Here is a 25,111-nt window from a genome sequence, read left to right as displayed (position 1 = left end):
CGTCGGGGCATGGAAACACCCCGGTCGGAATTCCCGACCGGGGTGTGGACTGCGGTAGAACTCTTCGGGTCCGAGCTAGATGGTGACGACCATCTTGCCGGTGTTCTCGCCCTTCATCAGTCCGATGAACGCCGAGGGTGCGTTGTCGAGACCGTCGACGACCGTCTCGTCGAATTCGATTGCGCCACTGCCGAGCCACTCGGTCATCTTCGCGCGGAACTCATCGGTGAGGTGCGAGTAGGAACCGACGATGAACCCCTTGAGTGTCAGCTCCTTGCCGATGGCCAGCGCGAGGTTGCGCGGTGCCGGTGTCGGTTCGGTCGAGTTGTACTGAGCGATGGCTCCGCACATGGCAATTCGGCCGAACTTGTTCATCGAACCGATGGCGGCTTCGAGGTGCTCGCCGCCGACGTTGTCGAAGTACACGTCGATGCCGTCCGGTGCCGCCTTGCGGAGCTGCTCGGCAACCGGACCGTCGTGGTAATCGAACGCTGCGTCGAAACCGAGCTCGAGCAGGCGGGCGACCTTGGCGGGCGATCCGGCACTGCCGATGACGCGAGAAGCACCGAGCGCCTTGGCGATCTGGCCGACGAGCGACCCGACTGCCCCGGCAGCGCCGGAGACGAACACGACGTCACCCTCCTTGAACGAGGCGACGTCGGTCAGTCCGGCGTACGCCGTCGTGCCGGTCATTCCCAGTGCGCTCAGGTAGGCGGACGCCTTCGCGGCCGAGAGATCGACCTTGCTTGCGGCGTTCGCCGGGACGATGGCGAGGTCGCGCCAGCCCTTGCCGTGCACAACCGCGTCGCCGACCGCGAATCCGTCGGCCTTGGACTCGACGACCTCACCGACCGCGCCGCCGTCGAGTGGGGCGTCGAGCTGGAACGGCGGTACATAGGACTTGACGTCGTTCATCCGACCACGCATGTACGGATCGACGGACATCACGATGTTGCGGACGAGGATCTGCCCATCCGCGAGTTCGGGGAGTTCGATGACCTCCGCGCGAAAGTTGTCTTCGGTCGGCCAGCCTTCTGGGCGGGACGCGAGGTGAATTTCGTGTGCCTTCATGGTGTTTCCTCTTACTCGTCTTCGGTGACGGTGACGGTGACGTCGATGTTGCCGCGGGTGGCGTTGGAGTACGGGCAGACCTGGTGGGCCTTGTCGGCCAGGGCCTGGGCGTTCTCGCGGCTCAGGTTCGGCAGCGTCACCTCGAGGGTGACGGCGAGCTGGAAGCCGCCTGCGTCGTTGGGTCCGATGTCGACACGAGCGCCGACGGCCGAATCGGTGACGTCGGCCTTGTCCTGGCGCGCCACCATCTGCAGTGCGGAGTGGAAGCACGCGGCATAGCCGGCGGCGAAGAGCTGCTCGGGGTTGGTGCCGTTGCCGCTGCCGCCCATGGCCTCCGGGATGGCCAGGTCGAGATCGAGGCGTCCGTCGGAGGTGCGGGCGTGGCCGTTGCGGCCCTCTCCGGTCGCGAGAGCTTCGGCGGTGTAGATGGTCTTCATGATTCTCCTTCTGTCGTGCTCGAATCGGTGTGATGCAGAGCGCTCGTCAATGCGTCGAGCGACTCTTTGAGCTTGACGAGATCGTCGACGTTCATGCCGGTTTTCTCGGCGAGCTTGCGTGGAATGTCGAGTGCCTTTGCGCGCATGGCGCTACCGGTCTCGGTGAGGTGGATTTCGACACGGCGTTCGTCCGTGCTCAGCCGTCGGCGCTCGATGAAACCGAGGCCTTCGAGCCGCTTGAGCATCGGCGACAGAGTGCCGGTGTCGAGATCGAGTTCGGCGCAGATGTCCTTGACGCCGCGCCCGTCCTTCTCCCACAGCACCAGCAGTACGAGGTACTGCGGGTACGTGACGCCGAGCTCCTCGAGCATCGGGCGATACACCGCGGTCGTAGCCCGCGATGCGGAGTACAGCGCGAAGCACACCTGACGGTCGAGTGCGAGTTCGTTGGTCACGTCAAGGACAGTAGTGCACGGTTAAGTTGTGCGCAACCTATCTGTCCGATGTGCGTGGAACTTCGTAGTGGACTACGAAGTTCCACGCACGTGGGGGTCAGCCCTGCAGGGCGTTCTTCAAGCCGTCGAGCACGATGGTTGCCGCGGTCGGACCGGCGTTGAGGTACCACGGGTCGTCGTCGACGCGCACGATGTGGTTCTCGGTGGCCGCGCTCATTCCGGTCCACAGCGGGTTCGTGGTGTACGACGCGGCGCTCGAATCGGCTTCGGCGTCCTGGCTCGAGACGAACACCCAGTCCGCGTTCGCCAGTTGAATCTCTTCCTCGCTGAAGTCCTGGGAAGTCTTGTCGAACTGCTGGCTTTCCGGCCGCGCCAGTCCGGCGTCCCAGGCGATGTAACCGGCGAACGACGGAACGCCGAACACTCGCGCGCGATCAGCGGTGAAGCGAACGAAGGAGACCGTGGGCGTGCCGCCATCGGCAACCGAATTACCCAGTGCCGCAGCGTCGGAGGTAAAGGTGTCGAGGAAGCTCTGGGCTTGCTCGGTGCGGCCGAGCGCGTCGCCGAGAAGCAGGAAGTCCTGCTTCCAGTTCACTCCGGTGCCCTCGGTGAGCACGGTCGGAGCGATGGTCGAGAGAGTCGAATAGATGTCCTCCGAGCCTGCCTTGTTCGCCAGGATGAGGTCCGGTTCGACAACGGCGATCGCCTCGATGTCGACTTCTTGCCGGTTGCCGACGTCGACGAACTGCGACATGCGATCCGCGTACTGCGGGAACGAGAAGCTGATGTAGTCCGGAACCAGTGCGGCACCGTCCCCGTAGGCGACTCCGGTGGGTACGACGCCCAGAGTGAGGGCCGCGTCGAGCTGGCCGGTGGCGATCACGACGATCTTCGTCGGTTCGGCGGGGATTTCGGTGGACCCACCGAAGTGCCCGACGGTGCGGGGAAACACTCCGTCCGCGGCTCCCGAACCCATCCCGTCGGGAATGCCGGTCGGGCCTGGTGCGTCCGTGACGGCGTCGCCGGTAGTGGATTCATTGCTGGTGGACGGAGTGGCCGTCTGCTCGTCGGTGTCGCCGCAGGCAACGGTGGTCAGTGCGGTGACCGCGGCGATCGTGGTGGCCAGGAGTAGACGTTTCACTTCGTTCTCTTTCACGGGTCCGACAGAGACAGGTAACGCTAGCCTAAACCTCGACGGGCCGAGATCGGTGCTATGCGTCTGCTACGGTGCTCTCATGCAGCGCACGTATTTCTGGTTTAGCAGGCCGGCCCCGGGTGGGTCAGCCAGCGACGCCATGCGCTGAACTTCCACCCCACGAGCCGGATACAGACCGGCTCGAAGTGCGTGTGGAGCATGATGAGCCGGCCTGGGAACAGGAACGCCCTCTCATGACACTCTCTCTCGACACCCCACCTCTCGACGATCAGCGGACCATCAGCATCAGTCCACTGATAGCCCCGTCAGTGCTGCGCCGCGAACACGCTGTGGACGACGCGATCTCGGCCACCGTCCGAACCGGACGCGCGGGAGTGGTCGACGTGCTGGACGGCACCGACGATCGGCTGATCGTCGTGGTCGGCCCGTGCTCGGTGCACGACACCGACGCGGCTCTCGACTACGCCCGCCGACTTGCCGCCACGGCAGCCGAATTGGGCGACCGACTGCACATCGTCATGCGGGTCTACTTCGAGAAGCCCCGGACGACGCTCGGCTGGAAGGGACTGATCAACGATCCGCACCTCGACGGCAGCTTCGACATCAACGCCGGACTACGAGTGGGACGCCAACTGCTGCTCGATATTTCGGCGCTCGGTCTGCCGGTCGGATGCGAATTCCTCGACCCGATCACTCCGCAGTACATCGCAGACCTGGTGAGCTACGGCGCGATCGGTGCACGGACCGCTGCGAGCCAGGTGCACCGCCAGCTGTGCAGTGCGCTGTCGATGCCGGTGGGGATCAAGAACTCCACCGAGGGTGACATCCAGGTAGCGGTCGACGGAACTCGCGCCGCCGCGGCGAGTCATGTCTTCCCCGGCACCGATCTGGACGGCCAAGCAGCGCTCATTCGTACCGTCGGAAACCCGGACTGCCACGTCATTCTCCGCGGGGGCGTCGACGGACCGAACTACGACGCCGAATCGGTCGCCGATACCGTTGCGCGGCTGAATAAGTCGGGCCTACCGGAGCGCGTTGTCATCGACGCCAGTCACGGCAACAGCCGCAAGGACCACAACAAGCAGGTGGACGTCGTCACCGACGTGGCCGCCCGGGTAGCGGCAGGCGAACACGGCATCGTCGGTCTGATGCTGGAGAGCTTCCTGGTCGAGGGGCGTCAGGATCTCGAACTCGGCCGCCGCGACGATCTGGTCTACGGGCAGTCGATCACCGATGCCTGCCTCGACTGGGACACCACGGCAACACAATTGAACGTGCTGGCTGCGGCGGTCGAGGAGCGTCGGAACTCCCGAACCGCTCGCTAACGAACCCCGCGCGGTCGGAATTGCACGCTGATGCGTGGGCCGGTCGCGCGGGTGGACTTGGGTACGGCATGTTCCCACGTCCGTTGACACGAGCCACCCATCACCACCAGGTCTCCGTGACCGAGCGTGAATTTCAGCGACGTACCGCCGCCGCGCGGTCGAAGCATGAGTTGCCTTGTGGCACCGAGCGATACGATCGCCACCATGGTGTCCTCGGTCGCGCTGCGGCCGATGTTGTCGCCGTGCCAGGCGACGCTGTCGGACCCGTCGCGGTAGTAGCACAGTCCGGCGGTGGCGAAGGACTCGCCGAGTTCGGCGCGGTAGTGCTCGTCGAGGGCGTCGCGCGCGTCGTACAGCGATGCGTCGGGCCAACGCTCGCGCTCGCCGTAGAACCGAACCAGCCGTGGCACATCGACCACGCGGTCGTACATCTGTCTGCGTTCGGCGCGCCAATCGACGTCGGTCACCAGCGAGTCGAAGAGATCGGTATCGGACAACCAACCCGGGCGAACGTCCACCCACGCCCCGAGTGTGAGTTCGCGACGGGTGACGGACTCGAGCGACCCGACGCCGCCGTCGGCGTCACCGAACAACGAGCCTTGCATCGCGAGCGACATGGTTCGACTGTATCGAACAGGTGTTCCCATTTCCAGTGACCGGCGGTATTGTCCCACCATGGGATACGTATTTCAGGTCGTCGTGGACAGCGTCAACCCCCATGCGCTGGCGAAGTGGTGGGCGCAGACTCTGGGTTGGCAGTCCGAACCCAGCAACGAGGACTTCATCCGTGAGATGGTCGCCGCTGGACACGCTCGCGACGAGGACACGACCACCTTCGAGGGCGTTCTCGTGTGGCGGGCCGGCGCGGGCATCGTCGACGCCGAGTCACCCGGCACCCCGCGAGTGCTCTTTCAATCGGTGCCCGAGGCCAAAACGGTGAAGAATCGGTTGCACCTCGACATCCGCGTCGGCGACGAGCGCGAATCGGTGGTGACGGAACTCGAAGCGCGGGGCGCGACGGTACTGCATCGAGGACAGCAGGGCCCCAGCGTCTGGATCACCATGACCGACCCGGAGGGCAACGAGTTCTGCGTCAGCTGAGACGGTATGCGCCGGGGGTCTGGCCGGTCCACCGCTTGAAGGCTCGGCGAAAGGCACTCGGCTCGGAGAAGCCCAATCGGGTCGAGATGTCGTCGACGCTGTCGCCGCGGCTGAGCCCGGAGATCGCTGCATCGCGCAGAACCTCTTCTCGCAGTTGGTTGATCGAGGTGCCCTCCTGTCGGAGGATGCGTCGCAGATGCGGCGGGCTGATGTTGAGCATCGCCGCGATTTCCTCGGTCCCCGGTGCGCCGCCCTTGAATCCGGTTTCCAGAGCGCGGCGGACCTGGCTCGAGGCCGTGCTGTCGTAATCTCGCGACGAGAACAGCAGATTGGGCGATTCCGCGAGATACTCCGCCAGAGTGGCCTCGGTCTGCACGATCGGTGCTCGCATCACAGCAGTGTCGAATTCAAGTGTGGCGAGGTCGGTTCCGAACTCGACGTGGGTGCCGAAGATGGCGTCGTACATCTTCCCGGCCTCCGGTCCCGGTAACGCGTAGGGCAGCTGGACCGACAGCAGTTTGACCCGGCTGCCGATGAGCCAGGCCGCGAATCGGTGCAGCAGAATCAACAGAAAATCGGTCAGCAAGCGTTCGGCGAGTTCGTTGGCTTCCGGGCTCAGGTGCGTGGTGGGGGTGACGTGCACCGTCAACACCGTGGACTCCTCGGTCCGATCCAACGTCATGGGACGTACCGGAATCAACACCCGCATGGTCTCGGACATCCGAATCAGTGCCGCCCACAGGTTCTCGGTGTGGATGAGCGTCTGACACACCACGCGAAAGCTCCCGCGCCGCACCGGTACTGCGGCGAGGCCGAACAGTTCGTCGCCGGTCATCGTCCAGACCGCCTGGGTGAACGCGGTGACCTGCCGGGTGGTCAGACGCTCGGCCGGGTTGTCGAGAATGGTGGATCCGATGCCCGCCATCGACAACGGGTAGGTCAGGTCGACACCACTGTTCGTCGCGAGGTCGACGGCTTGTCTGACGAAATACGCCGGGATCGTCGGCTGCGGAGTCACAATGTCCGCAGCCTCTCGGCCGCGTCGGAGAGTACCTCGTCCTGCTTGCAGAAAGCGAAGCGCACCAACGACTTCCACGGAGCGGGCTCGTCGACGAAGGCCGTGACCGGAACGGCCGCGACACCCACCAGGTCCGGGAGGGAACGGCAGAACTCGTAGGCGTCGCCCCGCCCGATCGGTGCGATGTCGGCACAGACGAAATACGTTCCCGCGCTGTATTTCACATCCGCTCCAGCGGCGGCGAGAGCAATCGAGAGGGTGTCCCGCTTGCGTTGCAGCCCGTCGCGCATGGCGGTTATCCAGGCCTGTTCGTGCTCGAGCGCGTAGGCCACGGCCGGCTGAAAAGGAGTGCCGCCGACGAAGCTCATGAACTGTTTGGCGGCGCGGACGGCGTCGATCAGCTCTTTCGGTCCGAGCGCCCAACCGGTCTTCCATCCGGTGGCGTTGAAGGTCTTCGCCGCACTCGACACGGTGACGGTGCGCTCGAACATCCCGGGCAGTGTCGCGATCGGGGTGTGCACGCCACCGTCGAAGACGAGGTGCTCGTACACCTCGTCGGTGAGGACCAGCAGATCGTGTGCCACCGCGATGTCGGCGATGCGGATCATGGTGTCGCGGTCGAAGACCGTGCCGGTGGGGTTGTGCGGGGAATTGACGATCAGCATGCGCGTGCGAGGCCCGATCGCGCGCGCGAGGGCGTCGGTGTCGACGGTCCACCCGTTGCCGTCCGAGACCAGGGGCACGGCGGTCCTGGTGGCACCGGCGAGGGCGATGGCGGCCGCGTAGGAGTCGTAGAACGGCTCGATCAGCAGGACGTCGTCGCCTGGCTCGATCAGACCGAGTAGTGACGCCGAGATCGCCTCGGTGGCACCGACGGTGACGAGTATCTGTGAATCGGGGTCGTAGCTCAGTCCGAATCGGGCCGCTCGGTCGTCGGCGATGGCAGCGCGCAACACCGGCATGCCGGGGCCGGGGGAGTACTGATTGAGTCCGTTCGCGATGGCCTCGCGAGCTGCCTCGAGCATGGCGGGTGGGCCGTCGGTGTCAGGGAAGCCCTGCCCGAGGTTGACGGCATTCTTCTCGACGGCGAGTGCGGTCATCTCGGCGAAGATCGTCGAGGAGAACGGGCGCAACCGTGCCACTGTGCGCGAGGGCAACAACTCGGACATTCCTGCAGCGTAGTTCACCGAGCAGAACGGCTGGATCAGGTCGGTATCGACCCGCTCGGCTCTGGAACTCGCTGCGTGATCACGCGCTCGCCGCCGAAGCCTGCCCGCGGGAGTCTCGGTGGGCTCACGACCACGTTCACACCGTTCCGATCGCGACGGACGAGGCGACGCACGAAGCGTGGTCGCTGAAGTACGGCGCTGGAGGAGCATGGAATGACGTACTACTGACCTCACCGACCACAATTCGAATGATCACACGGCATTCCGTCGTAGGCTTCGAATAGTGCGACCCGAGGTCAGTTGTCGACAAGTATCGAGTCGAGCCACAATTCTCGAATCGCATCCCCGCGATGGCTGTTTCGACGCTGAGCGTACGAGAGGTGCCCCGATCAGCGCAGGTCGTCGGGAAGATCCGCCGGGTCGATGAGCAGCTGCTGGTTCTTGGCCGTGCGGACTTTTTCGGACAGACCGATGTTGGCGTGCAGTAGCGCCCATTCGCCCTCGGTGATCTCGTCGACGGCGCGTGCGATGACCGCCTTGTCGGTGGTTCCCCAGGCTATGGGCATCGCCGAGGCCAGCTGCCACGTCCGCCCACCGGTGTTCCGGCCCCGGTCCGCGAGAACCGACACCGCAGGCACCTGCGCGCCCCGCTCGACGGCGTGGCCGGGAAGCGCCCGCACGACGCGTGTGATCAACACGTAGTGCGGCTCGTTCACCCCTGGCTTTGCGATGTCGACCAGGGCCAGCAGTATTGCTCCACTCGGTAGCTTCTCGGCCACCACCGCCGGCACGAGATCGCCTGCAGCATATTGTGATTCGATGGACCCCATCTTTCGCGGTGCCCACAGCATCACCCAGAGCGAAGTGGCCGCGCCGATCAGGAACACCGCGCCGAGGATGTACGACCACGGGGCCGCGATCCAGATGAACCAGGCCCCCAGCGCGATCAGGAAGACGGCGGTGAGCGCCGCAGAGGCCCGTAACCGGCGAAGCTCGGTGAACGTCTCGTTGACCGATTTCGCGTGGGCTACGTCTACGGGGAACTCGAACTTGCGCACACAGGTATTCCTAGCACGGTGCCGAGCCGACCCGAAGTCTCAGATCGCCGGGCCGAGCAGATCGTCCGCGTCGGTGATGCGGTAGGCGTAGCCCTGTTCGGCGAGGAAACGCTGGCGGTGGGCCGCGTACTCGGCGTCGAGGGTGTCGCGGGAGACCACCGAGTAGAAGTGCGCCTGACCGCCGTCGTGCTTCGGTCGGAGCAGTCGGCCGAGGCGCTGGGCCTCTTCCTGCCTGGAGCCGAACGTTCCCGAAACCTGCACTGCAACGGACGCTTCCGGAAGGTCGATCGAGAAGTTAGCCACCTTGCTCACCACCAGCGTCTGGATCTCGCCCTTGCGGAACGCGTCGAACAACACTTCACGTTCCTTGTTCTTGGTCGAGCCCTGAATGACCGGAGCGTTCAGCGCTTCGCCGAGCTCGTTCAACTGGTCGAGGTACGCGCCGATGACCAACGTCGGGGCGTCCTGATGTTTGGCGAGGATCGATTTCACGACGGCGATCTTCGTGTGCGCCGTCGAGCACAGCTTGTAGCGCTCCTCGGGCTCGGCGACCGCGTACGACATACGCTCGGCATCGGTCAGGGTGACGCGAACCTCGATGCATTCGGCGGGCGCGATCCAGCCCTGTGCCTCGATGTCCTTCCACGGGGCGTCGTAGCGCTTGGGTCCGATCAGCGAGAAGACGTCGCCCTCGCGGCCGTCCTCGCGGACGAGCGTCGCGGTCAGGCCGAGGCGTCGACGCGACTGCAGATCGGCCGTCATGCGGAACACCGGCGCGGGCAGCAGGTGCACCTCGTCGTAGATCACCAGTCCCCAGTCCCGGGAATCGAAGAGTTCGAGGTGCTTGTACTCACCCTTGGTGCGACGCGTGATCACCTGGTACGTGGCGATTGTCACAGGGCGAATCTCTTTGCGCTCGCCCGAATACTCGCCGATCTCCTCCTCGGTGAGCGAGGTGCGTGCGATGAGTTCGCGCTTCCACTGCCGACCGGCGACGGTGTTGGTGACCAGAATCAGCGTGGTCGCCTTGGCTCTGGCCATCGCGGCGGCGCCGACCATCGTCTTGCCGGCGCCACACGGCAGTACGACGACGCCCGAGCCGCCGGCCCAGAACGAATCGGCCGCCATCTCCTGGTAGTCGCGCAGCGTCCAGTTGCCGCCCTCGGTGTCGAGCTCGATGGGGTGCGCTTCGCCGTCGACGTAACCGGCGAGGTCTTCGGCAGGCCAGCCGATCTTGAGCAACATCTGCTTCACGTGGCCGCGTTCGCTGGGATGCACGATCACCGTGTCCTCGTCGACCATCGCGCCGAGCATGGGCGCAATCTTCTTGTGCCGCATCACCTCTGTGAGCACAGCGCGGTCCAGGCTGATCAGTACCAGGCCGTGCACCGGGCTCTTGACCAACTGCAGTCGGCCGTACCGAGCCATGGTGTCGACGATGTCGACCAGGAGCGGCTGCGGCACTGCGTAGCGGGAGAAGTTCACCAGCGCATCGACCACCTGCTCGGCGTCGTGGCCTGCGGCACGTGCGTTCCACAGTGCCAGTGGGGTGATGCGGTAGGTGTGCACGTGCTCGGGGGCACGTTCGAGCTCCGCGAACGGTGCGATGGCCGCCCGCGCTGCGCCCGCGAGATCGTGATCGACCTCGAGCAACAACGTTTTGTCGGACTGGACGATCAGCGGGCCGTCGGTCACGGTTCCTCCTAGAGACATCTGCTGCGCCCGAAAGAGCGCAACTTCTCCATTGTCCACAGGTAGGGGCGTGCGTGCACGTGAGCCCGGTCTACTCGACCAGCGCGACCGAGGTGATTCGATGCAGGGTGAAGCGTCGAACCCCACCGGTGGCGGGGTCGAACGCGTCGAGTTGACCGCCGCCGATGCTGATCGGATCGACGATGCGATGCGTGGCAACCCCCTGGGCATCGACGTAGCCGATGCTCACACTCCGCTTGACCTTCGCTGCGGTCTGCAACAGCGTCATCGTCGCGGTGCTGCTGGCCCGGGATCCGTCGGCGCGTACCACTGCGCCGCCGTTGCCTGCCGCTCGGTCGGCGGCGCGCATTCCGCGCACCAACGACCCCAGCTGTTCCTCGGTGGGGACGGCCGGAGTGCGGAACGCCTGGCGCGGCCGCCGTGCCGAGACCCGCGACCCGCGCGCACGCAGATCGACGATGGTGCCGGACGAGTCCTCGCCTGCCGGCGCGAAACCCGCTCCGGCCAACACCGTGAGCACCTCGGCGAGCGGAGCCTGTGAGATCGCGACGGTGGGGGCCAGTGCCCTCAGCGCCAGCGATTCGGCCGCCGGGGACGCCATCACCTCGGCGAGCAACGCCGGATCCTCGCACCGAACGAACGACGCGGCGACGCCTGCTCGAAGGCGGCCGTGCCGACGAGCCACGTCGTCGATCAGATAGGTCAGGGCCTGCGGCACCGGCGTCCGCGAGTGGGTGGCGAACAACGCGTGCAACTCGGACGCGCTCAGTCCCACATCGAGTGCGCGGCGCAGGCTCGTGTCGCTGATCCGGTACATCGTGGCTGCGCCCGCGGATTCCACGTCGGCGACGAGTTCGATCCGATCCTGCAGGTCCGGCTCGAGCGGGCCGGGTGCCACCAGCGTGAGGTCGGCTTGCACCAGGACGTAGTCGATGGGTTCGGGTAGAGCCGCACGCATATCGGCTTCGGCATTGCCGTCGTGCAGCAACGAGCGACCCGGGGTCGACATCGCTCCACGGCCGACGATGCCGAGCGCCGTCGCTTCGGCGAGAACATGGCCGACGGGGGTGACGCCGAAGCGTCCGGACCACCGAGGTCGACGCCACGCCAGGGTGCGAGCGAGGTCGGCGGGCTGCGCTGCGTGCCCACTGCCGAGTTCGGCGAGCAGTTCCAGGATCATGCGTCGATCCCGCGGTGCGGCCGGAGAGCGGACTTCCTCGGACAGGGCGGCGATGGGCTTGTCGTTGGGGTCACGCATCCCGATGACCCAGGGTGCCCGTGGCACTTCGAGCCAGGCGGCGGCGAGCGTGTGCCAGCGGGCCGCCGGTGCGGCGGCGAGCCACGCGTCGACGGCAGGCGTGGGTGCCCAGTAATCGTCGCCGTTGTCGGACGCGGGAACCGGGTCCGGTGTTCCGCTGGAGATCAGGTGGGCGGCGGCGAGCAGCTCGACGAGGACGCTCACGCGGTCGTCGTCGAGTCCGGTGGCCTTGGTGATCTTGCGGAGCTCGCGCACTCCCAGGCCCCCGGCTTTGAGGGCGGGTGCCGGTGCGGTCGAGAGCGCGTCGATGATCGCTACGCAGTGCCTGCCCAGCTCGAGTGCCTCGCCTGCCGCGGCGGCGTCCACGTCGGCGAGTGAATGCGTAGTGGTGTCGAGCGTGGGTTCGGCGAGAGAGCGTGGGTCGGACATCGGCTCGCCGCGCAGAATCTGCCCCACCTGGACGGGAAGCTCGACGGTTTGCTCGTCCAACCAGATCAGCAGGCCCTTGGCGAGCAGCTTCTGGACGGGCCGATCCGGGGGTGTGCCGGGCGCAGCGTCCCTGGTACGCCCGGTCGGCGACGATCTGGCGAGGGTGTCGAGGAGGTTGCGTTCACCGTCGCCGAGTTCGGCCAGTGCAGCGGTGATGGATGCCTCGGTGAGATTGTCGACCGGGTCGAGTACGCGCCCGATGCGCCACGGCACGGCATCCGCCGCTGCGGGGCTGATCCGGAACCCGGCTGCGTCTCCCCACACCAGCAGCCGTTCGCGCAGTTGGGCCAGCACCCGGTCGACGCTCTTGGCCAGTGCGCGCTTGGCCACCACCGCAAGCAACGTTGCGCGGGTGACGGGCCGCTCGTAGGCCTCTTCGACGGCGAGGATTTCGAGGACCGTGAGTGCGAGGGTGTCGAGGGTGTCTGCGGTGTGCAGGATCGACCGGCGCTGCTCGGCCCGTCCGGCCAGCACGGCCAGGGATGCGGGCGGCGGCGCGGTCAGATCCGGACGCAGCGACATGGCCTTGATCAGCTCGGCGTCGGTTCGAGCTGCGATCCACTGAGGCAGATCTGGGGGCGTGTCGGTGTGTCGGTGCGCAGTCGTGTCGGTCATCGTCTATCAGATTAGAGACCTGGGCTGGTGCTCGCCGCAGGGCAGGTGTCAAAATGGGCGCATGGTGAACAAGTCGAAGAAGCCCTATGTCGATCCAGGCTGGCCGGAAACCGCTCGCGGTGACCACGCGGTGACCGAACTCTCGTCCGCGCGATCGGGTGGCTTGTCACCCTTCGGTGAGGACACCGAGTTCCCGCTGCCCGTCGAAGACCTGCCCTACGCCCATCCGGTGACCGTGGTCAATCGCTGACCGCTGCCCTCGAACACGAAAAAGCCCCCGACATCGTCGGGGGCTTTTTTCGTACGAGCTGGAACCGCCAGGCAGCTTACTGGGGCAGGAATGCCTTGTTGGCCTGGTAGAAGTTCACGACCTGCGGATCGAGCTGGATGCCCTGGGCCGCGTTCTGCACGAACGCAGCGATCTGCGGATCGTTGGTGATGTTCTGGACGGCGGTGACGATGCCTTCGACGACCTCGGCGGAGCTGTCCACGGCCGGGATGGACGACAGGTCGGGGAGCGCGGGAACTTCCGGTGCCTTGGGGGTGACCGGAACGCTGCGCTCGGTGGGCGCGCTGTTCAGTCCGAGGCTGGAGGAGCAGGACGGCCATGCACCCCAACCCTGCGAGTCGAGGACCTTCTCTGCGACTGCGATCTGCTCTTCGCGGCTGGCCTGGTTGGCCGTGGCCGCGTACTGCTGTCCACCGTGTGCGTTCCAGGTGCTGGGGGAGAACTGCAACCCGCCCTGGTAACCGTTGCCGGTGTTGATGCCCCAGTTGCCGCCGGCTTCACACTGAGCCAGGCGATCCCAGTCGGAATCCGGTGCCGCGTTGGCAGTGCCGGTGAAGGCGATGCTCGCGGTGCCCATGATGGCTCCGGTGACTGCGACCTTTGCGACGGTCTTGCCCGTGGTGCTCGGCTTGCGATGACGTCCGCTCATACGAGTTGAAATCCTCTCCACACGCGCCTGCGAGGTCAGCTGTCGGGTTCGGGCTGAGAGGTAGCCCGGCCGTTTCGCTCACTCCTGAAAGTGGGCAATTGGGCTTCACCCCAAGGGAAGTCGGTGCGGCTTCGTGAGTCGCTACAACTTCCCGGTTGTCCGTGGAGGACGTGGGTCCCCCGTCCTCGTCCCCTGGGTGATCGTCGAGGGTTTTCCGGTTCCCGCGGGACGAGGTTTGGCGCTGCGGGCCGGAATTCGGCCGAACTTTCCGGCCGCTGCTGACCGTACTGAAATTCCCGCCTTACGTCACTATTTGGTAACTGTCGGTTTCGGGGCGTCGCCGCGAGCGCGTTTTGTACCTCTTTCAGGTCTCTCGCGTCCGCCCAGCTAGTGGACGTGCCGGGCATTGAACCCCTGTCCGTTGCCTGTCCGTTACCGGAGCGTGATGTGATGGAAGTCACATCGGCGGCAACCGATCCGAGAGGTCACCGAATGGCAACGATGTCCTTGCCGAGGGGCATCAGCGATACGGGAATCATCTTCAGGTTCGCGATCGCCAACGGAATACCGATGATGGTGATCGCCATGGCGACGGCCGTGACCACGTGAGTCAGGGCCAGCCACCAACCGGCGAGGATCAGCCACAGCACGTTCCCGACGAGTGCGCCGGATCCGGACCCCGGCTTGTCGACGATCGTCGAGCCGAACGGCCACAGTGCGTAGACGCCGATGCGGAACGACGCGATGCCGAACGGAATGGTCACGATCAGGATGCACAGCAGAAGTCCGGCGAGGAAGTAGCCCAGTGCCAGCCACAGGCCGCCGAAGACCAGCCAGATGACGTTCAGGATCAATCTCATGATCAGCGCGCCCGTCGTCCGGATGCCAACGCGTAGACCAGGGCCAGCACGAAGCCGGTCGGCGCGGAGAACATGGCCGTCAGATACAGCCCGAGTGGGGGCTTGGCGGCGGAGAAGATCGGAAACACGAGGATCGCGACGATGGCGACGAGGCCGATCGCGAACAGGGCCAGCGCGATGCGCAGCAGTACGGTGCTGCTCTTACGAGTCGATGTGTCCACATGCACCACGGTAGTGCGAAGCGTGCTGCGGTGAGGGCGCGGTGAGGCGAACAACTCGAATGCTCTATCCGGGCTCACCGCGCTAGACTGGCGTATTCGCGTCCTACGTTCTCGTGGGGCGCGAAACTTGTGCGGACCGAACATCGGTTCCACGAACAACGCAACCATCGACAGCAACAGATGAACGGGTGAGCTCAGTGCCGACCGGCAAGGTGAAGTGGTACGACGTCGACAAGGGATTCGGATTCCTCTCGCAGGAGGAAGGCGAGGACGTCTACGTGCGTTCCTCGGCGCTGCCCGAGGGCGTCGAGGGCCTCAAAGCCGGTCAGCGCGTCGAATTCGGTATGGCCGCAGGCCGTCGCGGGCCGCAGGCGCTGAGCCTGAAGGTGCTCGAGCCGGCACCGTCGGTGCGTCAGAACACCGGAAGCACCCGCCGCGAACCCGTCGAGCGCAAGCACACTCCCGACGAACTGCACGGGATGGTCGAGGACATGATCACGTTGCTCGAGGCCACCGTGCAGCCCGAACTGCGTAAGGGCAAGTACCCGGACCGGAAGATCGCGCAGCGCATCTCCGAGGTGGTCCGGGCCGTCGCGCGCGAGCTCGACAGCTGATCCAGGAGAACGACTAGGGCAGCATCCCGATCGACCAGATGGCGTGGCTGACGAAGCCCTCCTGATTGGTGTCGGTGTCGATGATGCCGGTGGGCAGGCGAACCTCGATTCCGAGCAGGGTTCGATCGCTGTCGTCCATCGTCGGCACCGTGACGCTCAATCTGGTTCCCGGCTCGTTGAACCGGCTGTCCTCGACGATGTTTCCGCTGTCGTCGCCGTAGACCAGGGCGAGTACCCACGGTGCCGAGTAGACGGCCTCGGGGAGTGAGAGTTGCACCGTCGCTGCCGTGCCGACCCGAATCTCGGTGGTCTCTCCCACGTTGGTACACAGCGGGTCGCTGACGGCGCAGTACAGGTACGGCTCGACCTCGACAGTCCGGCCGTTGGAGTACGCGGAGATGACGGGTTCCTTCTCCGGTGCGTTTCCGATCAGCAGGGCGAGCACCGCGACGAACGCGGCGGCGACGACGAGCAGACCCGCGGAGAGCAGGGCCGCGATCTTCTTGGTGCGGGGAGCGAGATTCACTTGGTCACGTTTTCGCCGAAGGTACCGTCGGACAGTTCTTGTTCGACGTGGTCGGGGCGGTTGCCGCCGAAGCCGGGCAGAAGCGATCTGCCGCGGTAGGTGAGGAATGTCTGCACGAGCCCGATCGTAAGCAACACCGAGACCACGCTGAAACCGAGCCAATACTCGGTGGGTAGCAGGACGCCGAGCGTGCCGCCGAGCACCCAGCACAGCTGCATGACGGTCTCCGATCGGCCGAATCCCGACGCGATCGACTCCGGCGGCAGATCGGCCTGCAAGGACGCGTCGAGCGAGACCTTGGCCAGTGCGCTGGCGCTCGACGCCACGAGCGCGGCCACCGCTGCGGTGAGCAGGCTGTCGGTCACTGCGGCGACGACGGCCACCACTGTGACGGCGAGGGTGCAGCGAAGGACCACAAGGGATGGCCGGCCGAGTTTGATCCTGGCACCGAGCGCGTTGCCCGAGAAGTTGCCGAGGCCTGCTGCGGCTCCGACGAGTCCGAGCATGGCGGCCTGCTGCAGCGGTTCGTGTTCGGTGCGGGATTTGGCCACGAAGGCGATGTAGAGAGTCAGGAAGCCGGTGAGAATCCGGATGGTGCCGTTGCCCCACAGGCCGACGATCACTGCCCGGCCCAACGGTTGTCTGCGATTCTTGGCGGGTCCGTCGGCCGGTGGCGTGCGTCTGATGGTCTCCGTCGGAGCCCCGTTGCCGGGGTAGTCGTTGCCGCGGTCTCGATCGGCGTGGTGCTGATCCGCGTGGTAGCTCAGGGTCGCGGGCACCTCGCCCTCGGTGATCTCCACCCAGGACGGGATGCGCATGCTCAGGTAGGCACCGAGAACGGTGATCGCGGCGACGAACCACAGAGCCCCTGGGGAGTCCGCAACGAACGCGATGCCGCCGGCGACAGCGCCGGCGGCGATGGTGCCGCCGAGCAGACCGAACACGGTGAGTCGAGAGTTGACGCGCACGAGGTCGATGTCAGGTGGCAGCACTCGTGGCGTCACCGCACTCTTGAGTACCGCAAAGGACTTGCTGAGGACGAGCATGCCGAGCGCGGCCGGATACAACACCCAGCTGTCGAAGTTGAACACCAGCACCACCGCCAGCACGGTGCGCAGCCCGAACGAGGTGGCGAGCGCGATGCGTCGGCCGTGTTGCAACCGGTCGAGCAACGGTCCGATGAGCGGCGCGATCAGCGCGAACGGCGCGATCGTGATGACGAGATACAGCGCGACCTTGGTCTTGTCCTCACCGGTGGCAGCCGAGAAGAACAGAGTGTTGGCCAAGGCGATCGCGAGCGCGGCGTCCGAAGCGAAGTTCGCCATGGTCGCGTAGGTGAGAGCCGTCAGTCCGGACTTGTCGGCACCGTCGGCTTTCGCGGCTCGCTGGAACGACGCGATTCCCTTGCCGGTCAGTTCGCGTCCGCGCATGGCGGCGACGCGGGTGACGGTCAGCTTCTTGGGCATCGGCGGCGGCTTGCGGGCACCGGACTTGCCGCGCGCCGCCGTGATCTGCTCGGTTCGCGGCGGGTGCAACGGCGGCAAGGGTTGACGCCTGCTCGGGACATGGGTGGGCGTGACAGGAGTCGCGGGTGGGTAGTTCGCCAGACCCGGATGCGCGAGTGGGTCAGGAGAAGTGCCTGCGGAGTGATCCTGGTGTTGGTCGTGAGCGGAGCCTGCGGAGTGATCCTGGTGTTGGTCGTGAGCGGAGCCCGCGGAGTGATCCTGGTGTGGGTCGTCCGCACCCGGTGGGGTGTGGGGGAGACGTGGATCGGTCACGGTGTCAATTCTGTCCTACGGGCGCGGTTTCGGTGAATCGCACCTCGAAGATCCTGGGCCAGTATTTGCCGGTCACGAGGAACCGGTCGGTGCCGGGAATCTGCGCGATGCCGTTGAACACGTCGGCGCCGTCTCGTTCGGAGGCCGACATCGAATTCCACAGTGGGGTGCCGTCGATGACGGCTGTCACCGCGCCGGTCTCGGGGTCGATGCGCATGATGTCGAAGGTCTGCCACACGTTGGCGTACACCGATCCGTCGTCGGCGCACTCGAGTTCGTTGAGCCGCTCCACCGGATTGCCGTCGAGCGTGACGTCCACGGCGGACTCGGCCTCGAACGAGGTGGGGTCGCGGAAGGTGAGGGTGGACGAGCCGTCGCTCATGACGAGGCGCTCGTCCTGCGAGCACAGTCCCCATCCTTCGCCGTCGTAGTCCACTCGGCGTCGCTCGGCGAGGCTGTCCGGGTCCCGTTCGATCGCGACCCCGTCCTGCCAGGTGATCTGCCAGAGGGTGTCGCCGTCGACGGTGATGCCCTCGCCGAACAGGTCGGACGGCAGATCCGCCCGCCCCAGTTCGGTCATGTTCTCGAGCGAGGTACGGCGGACGAACGACGAGCCTTCCAGTCCGGTGCCTTCGTAGAGGACGTCGCCGTCGATCTCGAATCCCTGGGTGAAAGCGTCGTCGCCGCGGTCGTATTCGCGGACGACCTCGGTGGTCAGTGCCGGAACCGAGTCGGACGTCACCGGAGCCGGTTGCGTCGTCGACGAGCATGCGGACACGGCCAGCAGTGAGGTCACGAGGGCAGCGAAGGTGCGAGCACGGACGGTCATTGCACCCATGATGGCAGCCCGAACTGGGCGTCACCGAGTCGATGCGGCAAACTGAATGTGTGAGTTTCACATCTTCTCCAGAGCTCGATTCCATCCGCCCCGTCTTGGCCGATGCCGTGGACCTTGCGCGGCAGGCACTGCTCGACCTGGGAGAGGGAGGTATCGGCGAGTACCTCGGGGTCACCGTCGAAGACTCCAGTGCGGCCACTCACCGGTTCGCCAGCGATCTCGAGGGGTACCGCGGTTGGCAGTGGGCCGTTGTGGTCGCGGCCCCGGAGGACGCGGATCACGCCACCGTCAGTGAGCTCGTTCTCCTGCCCGGCCCCGACGCCCTCGTGGCACCGTCCTGGGTGCCGTGGGACGAGCGCATCCGTCCCGGCGATCTGGGGCCCGGTGACCTGCTGTCTCCGCGCCAGGACGATCCGCGGCTCGTGCCGGGCTACGTCGCGACCGGTGACCCTGCCATCGACGAGGTGGCAGGCGAGATCGGTCTCGGCCGAACCAAGGTCACCAGCCTCGAAGGACGTCTCGACGCCGCCCAGCGCTGGCACGACGGAGACTTCGGTCCCGATACCGAGATGGCCAAGGCTGCGCCGTCGACCTGTGGGCTCTGCGGCTTCTACCTTCCCCTCGCCGGTTCGCTGTCCGCCGCATTCGGAGTGTGCGGCAACGAATTCGCCGCCGACGGACACGTGGTGCACGCCGAGTACGGCTGCGGAGCGCACTCCGACACCGAACTCCCCACCGGAGCCGGATCGCCGCAATTCGAGCCCTACGACGACGCTGCACTCGACGTGGTGGCCTCGCCGGTTGCCCCGGCCGAATCAGCCGAATCAGCCGCACCGGACGCCGTTGTCGAGGCGGACGCTGTCGAGACGGACGCTGTCGAAGCGGACGCTGTTGTCGAGACGGCTGCTGCGGCCGAGGCGACCGATGTCGTCGATACGACCGTCCCGGATCAGGCCCCCGATGAGGTCGAGGCCCCGGACGAGGGACCGGCCTCGGATGACGTCCCGGCCCCGGCCCCGGACGCGATCGCGTCGGCAGAGTCGTCGGCCACCGAAGCCATCTCGGCCGATGTCTCGCCCGTCACCGATGATGCGTCGAGCACCACCGATCGTGCTGCGCAGGAAGAAGATTCGGCATCTCCGAGCTGATCGATCCGTTCGATACCGAATCGCTGCGGGAGTCGATTCTCGCGGCGTGGGCATCGTCGCCCACCCGGCTTCGGGAGGACTCAGCGTCCGAGTCCGATCTGGTGCGCGGTGGCTACCGCGATCGTCTGCTGACCGAGCTGGCACAGAACGCAGCCGATGCCGCGCAGCGGGCAGGCGTCCCGGGTCGGCTGGCTGTGTGGACCGATGAGAACGGCGCCCTGCATATCGCCAATACCGGTGCTGCGCTAGATATCTCCGGTGTGCACGCGTTGACCGCGTTGAGGGCGTCGGGCAAGACTGCCGCAGATTCGGGCGTCGGGCAATTCGGTGTCGGGTTCACTGCGGTGCGATCGGTGTCCGACGAGATCGAGGTGCGATCGCGTGGCGGCGGCGTGGCGTTCAGCGCGCACCGCACGCGCGAGGCGCTGGGTGAACGAGACGTGCGCCCGCCTGATACCGGCGTTCCGGTGCTGCGGCTCGCATGGCCGGTCGCCGCCTCGCCCGCCGATGGGTTCGATACCGAGATCGTGCTGACACTGCGAGGTGATGTGGCGGCGGATTCCTTCGCCGCAGGGTCTGCGGATGAGGCGGTCGACCTGCTGCTCGAACTGGAGGCGTTGCACTCCATCGAGATCGACGGCGTCGTGATCGACTGCGCAAGAACGCAACTCGAAGGAAACAGTGCCGAGATCGTGATCGGATCGCGAACCTGGCGACAGTTCACGACACCGGCCGCACGATGGCTCGCTCCGGTCGTCGACGGTCTGCCCGTTCCCGCGTCGCCCGATGTGTTGCGCGCTCCGACCCGCTCGGACGAGCTGTTGTCGTTGCCCGCGTTGGTCATTGCCGATGTGCCGATGCAGCCCGATCGGCGACGCGTGTTGCCGGGTGTCTCGCTCGACGCGGTCGCGCACGGCTACGTGGACTTCGTGGCCTCGCTGCCTGCCGCATCCAGGGTCTCGTTCGTACCCGAGGTCGGATTCGCCCGCAGTGCGGTCGACGGTGCACTGCGGGAACTCGTCTTTCATCGATTGTCCTGTGCACCATGGCTTCCTGGCGCTGACGGACATGACCTCGTGCCCGAGCGGGCGAACGTCGTCGCGGACGCCACCGAGGAACTCACTTCGGTGCTGGCGGGCGTCGTGCCCGATCTGGTCGCGGCATCGCTGTCGGGTGCGCGGCATGCGTCGGCGCTCGCGGCGGTGGGGGTGCACCGGATCGGTTTGGCGAGGCTGGCGGAGATGGTCGGTGGGCTCGATCGCGAGCCGAGTTGGTGGCGGCGGCTGTTCGACGCGTTGGCTCCACTCGTGGTCGACGGTGTGGCTGCGGAAGAGCTTGCCGCGCTGCCTGTTCCGCTGGCGGACGGTCGTACGGTGACCGGTCCGCGGATGACGGTGATCGGCTCCGACGCTGCTGCTGCTGTCACCTGGGTCCGGCTGGTGCATCCGGATGCGGTGAGCCCGTTGTTGACGCGGCTGGGTGCTCGCGAGGCGACTGCGACCGAACTGCTCACCGACCCGGCGCTCGAGGCTGCTCTGGACGATCTCGACTGGGATGAGACCGAGGATGTCGACGGGCTGGTCTCCGCCGTGCTGGCGCTGGCGCGGGCGGTGCAGGCGGGTGAACTGCCGAGTTGGCTCGGCGGTCTGCCCCTCGAAGACGACGAGGGCGAATTGCGGAGTGCCGACGAATTGTTGCTTCCCGGAGCGCCGTTGGCGGAGCTGCTGATCGAGGATTCGCCGTTCGGCGTCCTCTCGACTGCGGTGGTGGACAGGTTCGGTGAGCGGGCGCTGCGAGCAGTGGGCGTCGGGTGGGGGTTCTCTGTGCTGCGCGACGAGCTGCCGACCGGGCCGGATCACGATCTCGACGACGAGTCGGCGTGGTGGTCGAGTCTGTCCGAGGAGCCGGAAACGCTTCTCGCGGTTCGGGATCTCGACCTCGTCCGATCGGACGTCTGGTCCGAGGCGCTGACCGTCCTGCTGGACGATCCGAGTACCTGTGCGGCACTGACCGACCGTGACGGTTACACCGCGTGGTGGATCGGACGGCATGCGCGAGTCCATGATTCGCGTCCGATCGTTTTTCGGGCACCGTCGGACGAGACGTTCGCCGGGTTGCTCGATCCGCTGGATCATCCGCGTGCCGACGAACTGCAGGCGGTGCTCAGCGCGTCGGTATGCGACAGCGCCGAAACGGCTCGCGTGCTGCTGGCAGCGCTGTCGGACCCGAAGCGGCGTCCGACGCCTGCGGTGATCGCCAGAACCCACACGTCGATCGCCACCGCTGTTGCGGAGCGCCGCATCGAGGTCTCGGACATCGATCCACCGGATCGTGTCCGCACGCTTGTCGGCGACGTCGTGGATGCGTCGGATGCGCTCGTGATCGACTCCCCATGGCTGGCGAGCGTGGTGCCGCAGGAGATCGCCGTGCTCTCGGACATGGCCTCCGGGGCCGCGCTGGCCGACGTTCTCGACATCCGGACGGCGTCGGAGGCGATCGGTGGCGAGGTACTCGGAACCGGACGGGTCAGCTCCTGGGATCGCGAACCCGGGGCTCTGTTGGCCTGCGCGGTCATGGGATTGCCGCTGCCGTCCGGTGGGGTGGTGGTGCATCGCGAACTCGTGGTGCGGTTGTCGGGTGCGGTCAGCGGCGAGCGCAGAGTCCCGTGGTGGGTGACCGCCGACGGAACGGTCCACTGCACGGAGAGTTGGGAGCGACCACGTGGGGCCTGACGGGGTGATCCTGGACTGGATGGTCGAGCATCGAGTCGAGTGGGTCACGACGATGTTCTGGATCATCACCACGCTGGGCAACACGGTGTCGATGTTCCTGCTGTCCGCGGTGGTCGTCGTTGCGTTGCTTCGCGTCGGACGCAGATCTGATGCCGTCCTGGTGGCGGGCTCGATGCTCACCGGGTGGGGTCTGATGAATGCGCTGAAATTCGCGTTCGCGCGGGAGCGTCCGCCGATTCCGGCGCGGCTGGTGGATATTGCGAGCCATTCGTTTCCATCGGGCCACGCGACGATGTCGATGCTGCTTGCCACGGTGGCGATCGCGGTGATGCTGCGATCGCCGGATCCGCGGCTGCATCGGCCGGTACTGCTTGCGCTACCTGTGGTCGCGTCCCTGCTGATCGGATTCTCTCGGATCTATCTGGGTGCGCACTGGACCACGGATGTGTTGGCCGGCTGGGTGTTCGGTGCCCTGTGGGGGCTGGGATGGATCTATGCCGTCAGGCTGATCAGCGCGAGAAATCCGAGCGCTGGGCGATGACGAGCAACTCGTCGCGCATGGCCGGGCTGGAGACAGCGTTGGCGCGTGCATAGAGGGCGCGGAGCGAGCGGACGTGGTTACGGCGATTGCGGTACTGAGCGACGAACTTCATGGCCTGGCTTTCGTGGATCGAGAGGTTATCTGAACTGACATAACCCATGGTCCACGTTAACTTTGTGTTACTCAACCGGCTGACGGGTTAGTTTGCCCACGTCAGAGGCCATAAGGTGATGGCGCTTACGTGATGCTGGTCTCAATCGAGCCCGCGTTGGGCGGTTCTGCTCCCGCGACGTGACGCCGCTCTCTGCAGCAGGAAGATCCCGAACCCTACTGCACCCACCGCGATGCCGGACCAGCACGTTGCGAGGACGTCACCGTCCCGGTCTCCGGTGGCCGTGAACACCACCAGTGCCACGATCCACCCGAGGATGCCGATCGCCAACACCGGCACGGGATCGGTGAGGCTGCGCGGGATCTGGGGGAGGTCGGCCACGAAATCACGCTACGCCACCATATTTCCCCAAGTCTCGCGGTGTGCTTTATCGTTCGCTCATGCAATTGTCGTCGCGGCTACTCGACAACTACTTCAAGATCACCGAGCGTGGCTCGACCGTCGGATCCGAGGTACGGGGAGGCGTGGTCACGTTCGTGGCCATGGCCTACATCGTCGTCCTCAATCCGCTGATTCTGGGCAGCTTCTCGGCCGACGATGCAGCGGCCAAGACCGACGTGCTCGGTAACATCCTGCCGGTCGCCCAGGTCGCCGCCGTGACAGCGCTGGTGGCCGGGTTCATGAGCATCGCCTTCGGCATCATCGCGAACTACCCTTTCGGCATCGCCGCGGGTCTGGGCATCAACACCCTGCTCGCCGTCACCATCGCTCCTCAGGTGACGTGGCCCGAGGCCATGGGGCTCGTCGTCATCGACGGCATCATCATCGTGCTCCTGGCCGTCACCGGGTTCCGCACGGCGGTGTTCAACGCAATCCCGGCCGAACTCAAAGCGGCGATCGCGGCCGGCATCGGCGCGTTCATCGCCTTCATCGGGCTGGTCGACTCCGGGTTCGTCCGCCGCATCCCCGATGCCGCAGGCACGACGGTTCCCGTCGGCCTCGGGATCGACGGGTCCATCGCGTCGTGGCCCACGGTGATCTTCGTGTTCGGGCTGTTGCTGATGGGTGTGCTGGTGGTGCGCAAGGTGCGCGGCGGTCTGCTGATCGGCATCGTGGTCACGACGGTGCTGGCGGCGATCGTCGAAGCCGTCACCGATGTGGGTCCGTCCAACGGCGTCGACCCGAAGGGCTGGAATCTGTCGGTACCGCAGTTGCCGGGTCAGTTGGTGCAGTCGCCCGATCTGTCGCTGGTCGGCAACGTCGATCTCCTCGGAGCATTCACGCGCATCGGCGTGCTGGCCGCGAGCTTGCTGGTGTTCACCCTCGTGCTCGCGAACTTCTTCGACGCGATGGGCACGATGACCGGTTTGGGTAAAGAAGCCAAGCTGGACAAGGACGGGACACTGCCGAACATCGGCAAGGCGCTGGTGGTCGAGGGAGCGGGAGCGATCGCCGGAGGTGGGGCCTCGGCGTCGTCGAACACCGTGTTCGTGGAATCGGCGTCCGGCATCGCCGAGGGTGCCCGCACCGGACTGGCCAACGTCGTCACCGGATTGCTCTTTCTGCTGGCCATGTTCTTCACTCCGCTCACCGCCGTCGTTCCGATCGAAGCAGCGGCTCCGGCCCTGGTCGTGGTGGGTGCGCTGATGATCGGGCAGGTACTCGACATCGACTTCCGACGCTTCGACTACGCGTTGCCTGCCTTTCTGACCATCGTGGTCATGCCGTTCACGTACTCCATCGCCAACGGGATCGGCGTCGGTTTCATCACCTGGGTGATACTCGCCGTCGGGTCCGGCCGGGCGAAGTCGGTACATCCCCTGCTGTGGATCGTCGCATTGCTGTTCGTCGCATATTTCGCCGTCGGACCCATCACGGAGGCGGTTACATGATGCGTGGTCGGTACCAAGGCGTATCCTCTGCGCTGTGACGTCGGGA

The 25,111-nt window shown here is 66.0% G+C and carries 26 protein-coding genes and 1 riboswitch; of the genes, 8 read left to right on the top strand and 18 right to left on the bottom strand.

What is annotated here, in order from left to right; all coding sequences use genetic code 11:
* Positions 1–75 precede the first annotated feature (75 nt).
* The 4 genes from MTX35_RS04470 to MTX35_RS04455 form a co-directional block, all read right to left on the bottom strand.
* The gene (locus tag MTX35_RS04470; RefSeq protein WP_243593811.1) at positions 76–1,071 is read right to left on the bottom strand and encodes an NADP-dependent oxidoreductase; all 996 of its coding nucleotides are present in this window, start codon (positions 1,069–1,071) and stop codon (positions 76–78) included.
* A gap of 11 nt (positions 1,072–1,082) precedes the next feature.
* Positions 1,083–1,508 (bottom strand): organic hydroperoxide resistance protein, encoded by a 426-nt coding sequence (locus MTX35_RS04465; protein WP_027495882.1) that lies wholly within the window; start codon positions 1,506–1,508, stop codon positions 1,083–1,085.
* A complete protein-coding gene (locus MTX35_RS04460) occupies positions 1,505–1,963 on the bottom strand; it encodes a MarR family winged helix-turn-helix transcriptional regulator (protein WP_243593810.1) in 459 nt (152 codons plus the stop codon). The genes MTX35_RS04465 and MTX35_RS04460 overlap by 4 nt, the downstream gene beginning before the upstream one ends.
* Before the next feature lie 97 nt (positions 1,964–2,060).
* The gene (locus MTX35_RS04455; RefSeq protein ID WP_243593809.1) at positions 2,061–3,104 is read right to left on the bottom strand and encodes an iron-siderophore ABC transporter substrate-binding protein; all 1,044 of its coding nucleotides are present in this window, start codon (positions 3,102–3,104) and stop codon (positions 2,061–2,063) included.
* 248 nt (positions 3,105–3,352) lie between these two features.
* Here MTX35_RS04455 and MTX35_RS04450 point away from each other — a divergent pair, with 248 nt between their 5' ends.
* Positions 3,353–4,444: a 3-deoxy-7-phosphoheptulonate synthase gene (locus MTX35_RS04450; protein ID WP_243593808.1), complete on the top strand. Its 1,092-nt coding sequence runs from the start codon at positions 3,353–3,355 to the stop codon at positions 4,442–4,444.
* On the opposite strand, the gene MTX35_RS04445 is transcribed toward MTX35_RS04450, so the two are convergent.
* The gene (locus tag MTX35_RS04445; RefSeq protein WP_243593807.1) at positions 4,441–5,061 is read right to left on the bottom strand and encodes an alpha-ketoglutarate-dependent dioxygenase AlkB; all 621 of its coding nucleotides are present in this window, start codon (positions 5,059–5,061) and stop codon (positions 4,441–4,443) included. The genes MTX35_RS04450 and MTX35_RS04445 overlap by 4 nt on opposite strands.
* Positions 5,062–5,119: 58 nt before the next feature.
* On the opposite strand from MTX35_RS04445, the gene MTX35_RS04440 reads away from it, so the two are divergent.
* Entirely contained in the window at positions 5,120–5,545 is a 426-nt protein-coding gene (locus MTX35_RS04440) for a VOC family protein (RefSeq protein WP_243593806.1), read from the top strand.
* Here the strand turns inward: MTX35_RS04440 and MTX35_RS04435 are convergent.
* From MTX35_RS04435 to MTX35_RS04410, 5 genes are all read right to left on the bottom strand, one after another.
* A complete protein-coding gene (locus tag MTX35_RS04435) occupies positions 5,538–6,563 on the bottom strand; it encodes an AraC family transcriptional regulator (protein WP_243593805.1) in 1,026 nt (341 codons plus the stop codon). The genes MTX35_RS04440 and MTX35_RS04435 overlap by 8 nt on opposite strands.
* Positions 6,560–7,732, bottom strand: coding sequence for a pyridoxal phosphate-dependent aminotransferase (locus MTX35_RS04430; RefSeq protein ID WP_243593969.1), 1,173 nt, complete (start codon positions 7,730–7,732; stop codon positions 6,560–6,562). Before MTX35_RS04430 ends, MTX35_RS04435 begins: the two co-directional genes overlap by 4 nt.
* Positions 7,733–8,121: 389 nt before the next feature.
* Positions 8,122–8,790, bottom strand: coding sequence for a DUF3239 domain-containing protein (locus tag MTX35_RS04420; RefSeq protein WP_243593804.1), 669 nt, complete (start codon positions 8,788–8,790; stop codon positions 8,122–8,124).
* A 39-nt stretch (positions 8,791–8,829) separates the two neighbouring features.
* A complete protein-coding gene (locus MTX35_RS04415) occupies positions 8,830–10,485 on the bottom strand; it encodes a DNA repair helicase XPB (RefSeq protein WP_243593803.1) in 1,656 nt (551 codons plus the stop codon).
* A gap of 88 nt (positions 10,486–10,573) precedes the next feature.
* On the bottom strand, positions 10,574–12,865 hold the full coding sequence (locus MTX35_RS04410; protein WP_243593802.1) for a helicase-associated domain-containing protein: 2,292 nt from the start codon (positions 12,863–12,865) through the stop codon (positions 10,574–10,576).
* Between the two features lie 61 nt (positions 12,866–12,926).
* On the opposite strand from MTX35_RS04410, the gene MTX35_RS04405 reads away from it, so the two are divergent.
* On the top strand, positions 12,927–13,115 hold the full coding sequence (locus tag MTX35_RS04405; protein WP_008719333.1) for a hypothetical protein: 189 nt from the start codon (positions 12,927–12,929) through the stop codon (positions 13,113–13,115).
* Between the two features lie 76 nt (positions 13,116–13,191).
* Here MTX35_RS04405 and MTX35_RS04400 read toward each other — a convergent pair whose 3' ends face one another.
* The 3 genes from MTX35_RS04400 to MTX35_RS04390 form a co-directional block, all read right to left on the bottom strand.
* On the bottom strand, positions 13,192–13,803 hold the full coding sequence (locus tag MTX35_RS04400) for a resuscitation-promoting factor Rpf1 domain-containing protein (RefSeq protein WP_243593801.1): 612 nt from the start codon (positions 13,801–13,803) through the stop codon (positions 13,192–13,194).
* An 8-nt stretch (positions 13,804–13,811) separates the two neighbouring features.
* A riboswitch (cyclic di-AMP (ydaO/yuaA leader) is annotated at positions 13,812–14,019 on the bottom strand.
* A gap of 269 nt (positions 14,020–14,288) precedes the next feature.
* A complete protein-coding gene (locus MTX35_RS04395; RefSeq protein ID WP_149405031.1) occupies positions 14,289–14,663 on the bottom strand; it encodes a YccF domain-containing protein in 375 nt (124 codons plus the stop codon).
* A gap of 2 nt (positions 14,664–14,665) precedes the next feature.
* A complete protein-coding gene (locus MTX35_RS04390; protein WP_243593800.1) occupies positions 14,666–14,884 on the bottom strand; it encodes a hypothetical protein in 219 nt (72 codons plus the stop codon).
* Positions 14,885–15,081: 197 nt separating this feature from the next.
* On the opposite strand from MTX35_RS04390, the gene MTX35_RS04385 reads away from it, so the two are divergent.
* On the top strand, positions 15,082–15,498 hold the full coding sequence (locus MTX35_RS04385) for a cold-shock protein (protein ID WP_008719325.1): 417 nt from the start codon (positions 15,082–15,084) through the stop codon (positions 15,496–15,498).
* A gap of 13 nt (positions 15,499–15,511) precedes the next feature.
* Here the strand turns inward: MTX35_RS04385 and MTX35_RS04380 are convergent, their stop codons facing one another.
* The 3 genes from MTX35_RS04380 to MTX35_RS04370 all read right to left on the bottom strand — a co-directional run bounded on the left by MTX35_RS04380 (position 15,512) and on the right by MTX35_RS04370 (position 18,631).
* Positions 15,512–16,024, bottom strand: coding sequence for a DUF2771 domain-containing protein (locus MTX35_RS04380; RefSeq protein ID WP_243593799.1), 513 nt, complete (start codon positions 16,022–16,024; stop codon positions 15,512–15,514).
* Positions 16,021–17,631: an MFS transporter gene (locus tag MTX35_RS04375; RefSeq protein ID WP_374230239.1), complete on the bottom strand. Its 1,611-nt coding sequence runs from the start codon at positions 17,629–17,631 to the stop codon at positions 16,021–16,023. Before MTX35_RS04375 ends, MTX35_RS04380 begins: the two co-directional genes overlap by 4 nt.
* A gap of 175 nt (positions 17,632–17,806) precedes the next feature.
* Positions 17,807–18,631, bottom strand: a complete 825-nt coding sequence (locus tag MTX35_RS04370; protein ID WP_374230232.1) for a glutaminyl-peptide cyclotransferase — start codon at positions 18,629–18,631, stop codon at positions 17,807–17,809.
* Between the two features lie 41 nt (positions 18,632–18,672).
* Between MTX35_RS04370 and MTX35_RS04365 the strand changes: the two genes are divergently transcribed.
* From MTX35_RS04365 to MTX35_RS04355, 3 genes are read left to right on the top strand one after another with little or no spacing between them, the layout of a single operon-like run.
* Positions 18,673–19,788 (top strand): DUF3027 domain-containing protein, encoded by a 1,116-nt coding sequence (locus tag MTX35_RS04365; protein ID WP_243593796.1) that lies wholly within the window; start codon positions 18,673–18,675, stop codon positions 19,786–19,788.
* Positions 19,785–22,520, top strand: a complete 2,736-nt coding sequence (locus tag MTX35_RS04360; protein WP_243593968.1) for a sacsin N-terminal ATP-binding-like domain-containing protein — start codon at positions 19,785–19,787, stop codon at positions 22,518–22,520. Before MTX35_RS04365 ends, MTX35_RS04360 begins: the two co-directional genes overlap by 4 nt.
* A complete protein-coding gene (locus tag MTX35_RS04355) occupies positions 22,510–23,061 on the top strand; it encodes a phosphatase PAP2 family protein (protein ID WP_243593795.1) in 552 nt (183 codons plus the stop codon). Before MTX35_RS04360 ends, MTX35_RS04355 begins: the two co-directional genes overlap by 11 nt.
* On the opposite strand, the gene MTX35_RS04350 is transcribed toward MTX35_RS04355, so the two are convergent.
* Positions 23,030–23,173 (bottom strand): hypothetical protein, encoded by a 144-nt coding sequence (locus MTX35_RS04350; protein ID WP_167327272.1) that lies wholly within the window; start codon positions 23,171–23,173, stop codon positions 23,030–23,032. The two genes, MTX35_RS04355 and MTX35_RS04350, sit on opposite strands and share 32 nt — an antisense overlap.
* 141 nt (positions 23,174–23,314) lie before the next feature.
* A complete protein-coding gene (locus MTX35_RS04345; protein ID WP_243593794.1) occupies positions 23,315–23,554 on the bottom strand; it encodes a DUF2530 domain-containing protein in 240 nt (79 codons plus the stop codon).
* A gap of 59 nt (positions 23,555–23,613) precedes the next feature.
* On the opposite strand from MTX35_RS04345, the gene MTX35_RS04340 reads away from it, so the two are divergent.
* On the top strand, positions 23,614–25,065 hold the full coding sequence (locus MTX35_RS04340; protein ID WP_243593793.1) for an NCS2 family permease: 1,452 nt from the start codon (positions 23,614–23,616) through the stop codon (positions 25,063–25,065).
* Positions 25,066–25,111: the final 46 nt, after the last annotated feature.

This window comes from Rhodococcus sp. ARC_M12 (assembly GCF_022810385.1).
GTDB lineage: Bacteria > Actinomycetota > Actinomycetes > Mycobacteriales > Mycobacteriaceae > Rhodococcoides > Rhodococcoides navarretei.
The sequence above is the reverse complement of the archived record's forward strand: the minus strand, read 5'-3'. Positions and strand labels throughout refer to the sequence as shown.

Excerpts from the sequence above, each read along its gene's own strand:
- MTX35_RS04370 (WP_374230232.1), bottom strand. The coding sequence starts at position 18,631 with ATGACCGTCCGTGCTCGCACCTTCGCTGCCCTCGTGACCTCACTGCTG.
- MTX35_RS04450 (WP_243593808.1), top strand. The coding sequence starts at position 3,353 with ATGACACTCTCTCTCGACACCCCACCTCTCGACGATCAGCGGACCATC.
- MTX35_RS04430 (WP_243593969.1), bottom strand. The coding sequence starts at position 7,732 with ATGTCCGAGTTGTTGCCCTCGCGCACAGTGGCACGGTTGCGCCCGTTC.
- MTX35_RS04400 (WP_243593801.1), bottom strand. The coding sequence starts at position 13,803 with ATGAGCGGACGTCATCGCAAGCCGAGCACCACGGGCAAGACCGTCGCA.
- MTX35_RS04395 (WP_149405031.1), bottom strand. The coding sequence starts at position 14,663 with ATGAGATTGATCCTGAACGTCATCTGGCTGGTCTTCGGCGGCCTGTGG.
- MTX35_RS04365 (WP_243593796.1), top strand. The coding sequence starts at position 18,673 with ATGCGGCAAACTGAATGTGTGAGTTTCACATCTTCTCCAGAGCTCGAT.
- MTX35_RS04440 (WP_243593806.1), top strand. The coding sequence starts at position 5,120 with ATGGGATACGTATTTCAGGTCGTCGTGGACAGCGTCAACCCCCATGCG.
- MTX35_RS04445 (WP_243593807.1), bottom strand. The coding sequence starts at position 5,061 with ATGTCGCTCGCGATGCAAGGCTCGTTGTTCGGTGACGCCGACGGCGGC.
- MTX35_RS04410 (WP_243593802.1), bottom strand. The coding sequence starts at position 12,865 with ATGACCGACACGACTGCGCACCGACACACCGACACGCCCCCAGATCTG.
- MTX35_RS04340 (WP_243593793.1), top strand. The coding sequence starts at position 23,614 with ATGCAATTGTCGTCGCGGCTACTCGACAACTACTTCAAGATCACCGAG.
- MTX35_RS04350 (WP_167327272.1), bottom strand. The coding sequence starts at position 23,173 with ATGAAGTTCGTCGCTCAGTACCGCAATCGCCGTAACCACGTCCGCTCG.
- MTX35_RS04470 (WP_243593811.1), bottom strand. The coding sequence starts at position 1,071 with ATGAAGGCACACGAAATTCACCTCGCGTCCCGCCCAGAAGGCTGGCCG.
- MTX35_RS04405 (WP_008719333.1), top strand. The coding sequence starts at position 12,927 with ATGGTGAACAAGTCGAAGAAGCCCTATGTCGATCCAGGCTGGCCGGAA.
- MTX35_RS04465 (WP_027495882.1), bottom strand. The coding sequence starts at position 1,508 with ATGAAGACCATCTACACCGCCGAAGCTCTCGCGACCGGAGAGGGCCGC.